Annotated in this window: 5 protein-coding genes; all 5 read right to left on the bottom strand. The window is 66.1% G+C overall.

What is annotated here, in order from left to right; genetic code table 11:
• Positions 1-1,005, bottom strand: a 1,005-nt coding sequence (locus AB0M20_RS27420) for an extracellular solute-binding protein (RefSeq protein WP_364302959.1), incomplete at its 3' end; no start/stop codon positions are given.
• A gap of 31 nt (positions 1,006-1,036) precedes the next feature.
• Positions 1,037-1,936 carry a carbohydrate ABC transporter permease gene (locus AB0M20_RS27415; protein WP_364302957.1) on the bottom strand — a complete coding sequence of 300 codons (900 nt, stop codon included), beginning with the start codon at positions 1,934-1,936 and terminating at the stop codon, positions 1,037-1,039.
• A complete protein-coding gene (locus tag AB0M20_RS27410; protein ID WP_364302956.1) occupies positions 1,936-2,922 on the bottom strand; it encodes a sugar ABC transporter permease in 987 nt (328 codons plus the stop codon). Before AB0M20_RS27410 ends, AB0M20_RS27415 begins: the two co-directional genes overlap by 1 nt.
• A gap of 57 nt (positions 2,923-2,979) precedes the next feature.
• Positions 2,980-4,278 carry an extracellular solute-binding protein gene (locus AB0M20_RS27405; protein ID WP_364302954.1) on the bottom strand — a complete coding sequence of 433 codons (1,299 nt, stop codon included), beginning with the start codon at positions 4,276-4,278 and terminating at the stop codon, positions 2,980-2,982.
• 71 nt (positions 4,279-4,349) lie between these two features.
• Positions 4,350-4,925 (bottom strand): MurR/RpiR family transcriptional regulator (locus tag AB0M20_RS27400; protein ID WP_364302952.1); only part of this gene is annotated, 576 nt, incomplete at its 5' end.

The following is a 4,925-nucleotide window of genomic DNA, read 5'->3' as shown; positions in this document are numbered from 1 at the left end:
CAAAACTGGAGGTCTTTTTATATGCAATATAATACTACAAAATATATAGACGAAAATCAAGATAATCAAACATTGAAAGATATGACTAAAAGTGGTCTGCTGGAGCTGGACCTCGGTGTGGCGGAGGCCGGCGAACTTCTTCGCCGAGTACTTGGCGCCGATCTCGGCCCACGCGGCGGCGGCCTGCTTGATCGGCTCCTGGGTCCAGGCGCCGTCCGCGTTCTCGTCCAGCGCCTTGAGGACCTCGGTGCCGCCGATCTTGGCGGCGCTGGTGAGGATCGCCAGGTACTGGTAGTAGGCGGCGTTGGCGCCCGCGTACGCGAACGGGGTGATGCCCGCCGCCTTGATCTTGTCGAGCAGGGCGGTGAACTCCGCCCAGGTCTTCGGCAGTGTCCAGTTGTTCTTCTTGAACAGGGCGGCGTTGTACCAGAGGCCGTAGACCGTGAAGGCGTAGTTGAGCACCATCGGCTTGCCGTCGTACAGGCCCTGCTCGTAGGCGCCGGGCACCAGGGTGTCCTTGACGGTCTTGCCGGGGATGTCCAGCGACGGCGCGTTGAACAGGTCGGTGAGGTCCTGCGCCTGGCCGGCCTTGACGATCGCGGCCATGTCCATCAGCCCGGCGCCGGCGTTGTTGACCATGTCCGGCGGGCTGCCGGCGTTGATCCGCGGCTGGACGACCTTGCCGATCTCCTCGGTCTGCGAGAACGCGACCTTGGACTCCGGGAAGGCCTTGTTGTACGAGGGGATGTCCACGTCGGTCGCGTACTTGGTGCCGAGACCACCGTTGAAGATGATGACCTCGAGCGGCGCCTTGGCGTCGACGCCCAGCGGGTTGGTGTCGCTCTTGGTGCCCTCGGCCTGGTTCTCGGTGTTGTCGGACTCCCCGCCGCCGACGCAGGCGCTGAGCATGCTCACGGCCGGCGTGGCCATGAGTCCGACCGCGGCGGCACGGCGCAGCAGCGTGCGCCGGTCCACCTCGGGGGTCTTCGCAAAAATATCGGTCATCGTGGTTCTCCTCGTAGTGATGACGGGCCGGTCAACCCTTGACCGCGCCGGCGGTCAGGCCGGTGGCGATGTTGCGCTGGATGATGAGGAAGAAGATCACCACCGGGATCGCGGTCAGGATCGACCCGGCCATCAGCGGTCCCCAGAACGTCCCTCGTTGCGTCTGGTTCTGCAGCAGCCAGGCCATCAGGTTCTGCTGTGCCTGGTCGTTGAACGTGTTGATGATGATGAACTCGTTCCAGGCTTGAATAAAGCCGAAAACGGAGGTTGCAACCAGACCGGGACCCGTCAGCGGCAGGATGATGCGCCAGAAGACCTGAGCCCGCGTGCAGCCGTCGATCAGCGCGGCCTCGTCGAGCTCGCGCGGGATGCCGGCGATGAACCCGCGCAGCGTCCAGATCGTGTACGGCAGGATCAGCACGATGTACACGATGACGATGCCGGGCAAGCTCTTGGTGAGGTTCGCCCGCTGCATCATCAGAAAGAGCGGGATCAGCAGGGCGACCAGGGGCACCATCTGCACGCCCAGGATGACCAGGATGATCGCCTTGCGGCCGTAGAACTTGAACCGCGCGATAGCGAGCGCGGCGAGGAAGCCGACCACGATCGCCCCGACCACCGCGCCGAGCGTGATCAGCACGCTGTTGATCAGGTCCTGCTTGAAGTACGGCGCGTTGAACGCCGACGTGAAGTTGTCGAAGGTCGGGCTGTGCGGGATCAGCGTGGGGTTGAACTGCAGGATCTCGGGTGACGGCTTGAACGCCGTGTTGAGCACCCAGTAGACCGGGAACGCCATCAGCACGATGAACACGACGGCAGAAGCGTTGGCCAGCACGGTGCCGGCGGTGCTGCGGCCGACCGTGACGGTGTCCGACTCCCGCTGCCGGCGACGGCGGCGCTTGACGGGAACGGTTGGTGCGACGGCGGCCATCAGTCCACGTCTCCGATCTTGAACATCTGCCGGATGTAGAACACCATCACGAACAACAGGAGCAGCACGGTGATCACCGAGATCGCCGAGCCGAGGCTGTAGCTGTTGTTCTTGAAGGCGATGCTGTACGCGTAGGTGGCCAGCGTCTGGTAATCCGCCTCGGGCTCGCCGTCCCGGATCACCCAGGGCTGGGTGAACAGGCCGAAGTTCCAGATCACCGACAGCGTGGTGACGATGACGATGAGCTGCTTGAGGATCGGCAGGGTGATGTTGCGCAGCGCCTGCCAAGGGCTGGCTCCGTCGACCGTCGCCGCCTCGAGCAGCTCCTTGGGCACCTGGGTGAGGCCCGCGTTGAGGGTGATCGCCACGAACGGGATGCCGGCCCAGACGACCAGCGTGGTGATCACCAGCCAGCCCTGCTTGGGGTCGGCGAACCAGCTGTGGTTCTCGAAGTCGAAGCCGATCTGGGTGAGCAGGTAGTTGACGACGCCGAAGTCGGCGTCGACCAGCCAGCGGAAGATCTGCGTGGCGACCAGCTGCGGCATCGCCCAGACGAACATCATCGTGATGATCATGCCGATCCGCAGGCTCGGCGCGACGCGGCGCATGAGCAGCGCGACCGCCAGGCCCAGGACCACGGTCAGGACCACCGAGACGGCGGTGAAGATCACGGTACGCAGGACCACCGACCAGAACACGTCGTCGGTGAGGATCTTCGTGTAGTTGTCCAGCCCCACCCACGGCGGGGTCAGGCCCTGGAACAGCTCCCGCAGCCGCATGTTCTGAAAGGACAGCACGACCATGCGGAACATCGGGTAACCGAGCAGCCCGATCAGCATCAGCAGCGCGGGAAGCGCCAGCAGGTAGGGCGTGCGGCCGGCGCCGGTGCTGGTCCTCCGGCGCTTCTTGCGTACGTGTGCCGGAGGCGCCGGCCGGCCCGGCGGCGTCGGTCGTGCCGGGGCGGACCGTGAGTCGACGGCGGACATCCTTTTCCTTCCTCGAGCCGCCCGCCCGACATCAGGACGGGCGGGCGGCATTCACGATCAGCTGTTGAGGATGGTGTTGATCTGCTCGTCGGCCTTCTTGGTCGCGTCGGCGACCGTGGCCTTACCGGTGGCGATGCTGGTCAGCATCTCCTGGATCACGTTGGCGGACTCGACCTCGGCCCACTTCGGCGCCATCGGCACGAACCAGCTGTTCTTCGCGGCCTCGGCGCTGGCCTTGTTGCCCTCCACCGCGGCGGCCTTGTCCAGCAGGTTGGTCGCGTTGGGCAGCGCGCCCTTGGCGATCAGCGCCTCCTGCGACTGGGTGTCGGTGAAGATCTTGATCCACTGGGCGCCCAGCTCGGGGTTGGCCGCCTTCGCGGTGACGCCGACGTTGGAACCACCGAGGAACGACGGGATGCCGGGCATGGCGGTCGCGGCGACCTTGCCGTTCACCTTGGTCTTGACCTTCGGCGACTCGGGGTTGTTCGGGTCCTTCGGCTGCTCCTGGACCGCGCCCAGCTCCCACGAGGAGCCGTACATCATGCCGGTCTGGCCCTGCGCGAAGATCGGGTCCTGGTCCTGCTCGTCCTTGGTCTTGTCACCGACCGAGTAGTTCTTGACCAGGTCGGCCCACTTGGTCAGGCCCTCCTGCGACTGCGGCTGGTTGAGCTGGCCGACCCACTTGTCGCCGTCCTTCTTGGCGATCGAGCCGCCGGAGCCGTGCACCCAGGCCAGGCCCGCGTAGACGTACTTGCCGGGAGCGTAGAAGGCGGAGAACTTGCTGCCGGTGTTCTTCTGCTTCAGCGTCTTGGCGGCGGCGACGACCTCTTCGTAGGTGGTCGGCGGCTTGAGACCGGCCTTGGCGAACAGGTCGGTGTTGTAGATCAGCACGCGGGCGCCGGCGTAGTAGGGCACGCAGTAGGTCTTGCCCTCGAGCTCGCACGGCGCGGACAGGCCGGTCAGCCAGTTCGCGCTGTTCTCGTACTGGGCCTTGTCCAGCTCGTGGAAGGCGCCGTTGAAGACGTACTTGGGCATCTCGGTGTTGCCGAGCTCCATCACGTCCGGCACTTCCGAGCCGGCCAGCGTGGCGTCCACCTTGGCCAGGTGGTCACCCCACTGCTGGTAGTCCACCTGCACCTGGGCGCCGGTGGCCGCCGTGAACCGCTGGTTGGCCTGGTCCACGACGTTCTTCCAGCCGGACTGAGCGTCGACCATGAGCCAGACCTTGAGGGTCTTGCCCTTGCCGTCGACCGAGGCGTTGGCGTTGGGGGTACCGCTGGTGCCGCTGTCCGACCCGCATGCGGCGGCCAGCAGCGTGGTGGCGAGCGCCGCGGCGAGCGCGATCTTGCGCTTCACGCTTCCTCCTGAAGTGGTGGATGAAAGAGATTTCGAAATCCGGGTCATATGGGTGCTGCGCTGTGAATCGGTCATGGTGAGGGGGTCCCGTCCTTCACGGCTTTGTGTCCGCTGACGGCCTGGGCGGTGCGCTGGAACGCGGCATGCGAACGTTCGTGGGTCCGCTGCGCGACGGCGACGTAGAGAAGATCGAGGACGACCAGCTGGGGGTGCCGCGCGGAGAGCGCGTCCGGCCGGAAGGTGGTCGCCTGGGTGGCGGTGAGCAGGACGATGTCGGCCAGCTCGGCCAGCGGCGAGCGCGGGAAGCTGGTCAGCGCGATGGTGGTGGCGCCGCGGCTGCTGGCCTCGGCGAGCAGCTCGATGGTCTCGCCGGTCTCGCCGCTGTGCGAGATGCCGAGCGCGACGTCGCCGGCCCGCGACAGCGCCGCGCTGGCCAGGCCGTTGTGCACGTCCAGCCAGGCCCACGCGGGCACCCCGATGCGGTGCAGGCTGAACTGCATCTCCTCGCCGACCAGCGCGCTGCCGCTGGCGCCGAAGATGTTCACCCGGGGTGCGGCCGCGATGGCGACCGCGGCACGCTCGACCTCGGTGAGGTCGAGCAGCGAGGCGGTGTCGTGCATGGCGCGGGTGTCGGCCGCCATGATCTG

Source organism: Actinoplanes sp. NPDC051633 (assembly GCF_040681735.1).
Lineage (GTDB): Bacteria > Actinomycetota > Actinomycetes > Mycobacteriales > Micromonosporaceae > Actinoplanes.
This window is presented reverse-complemented; position numbering and strand designations above follow the sequence as displayed.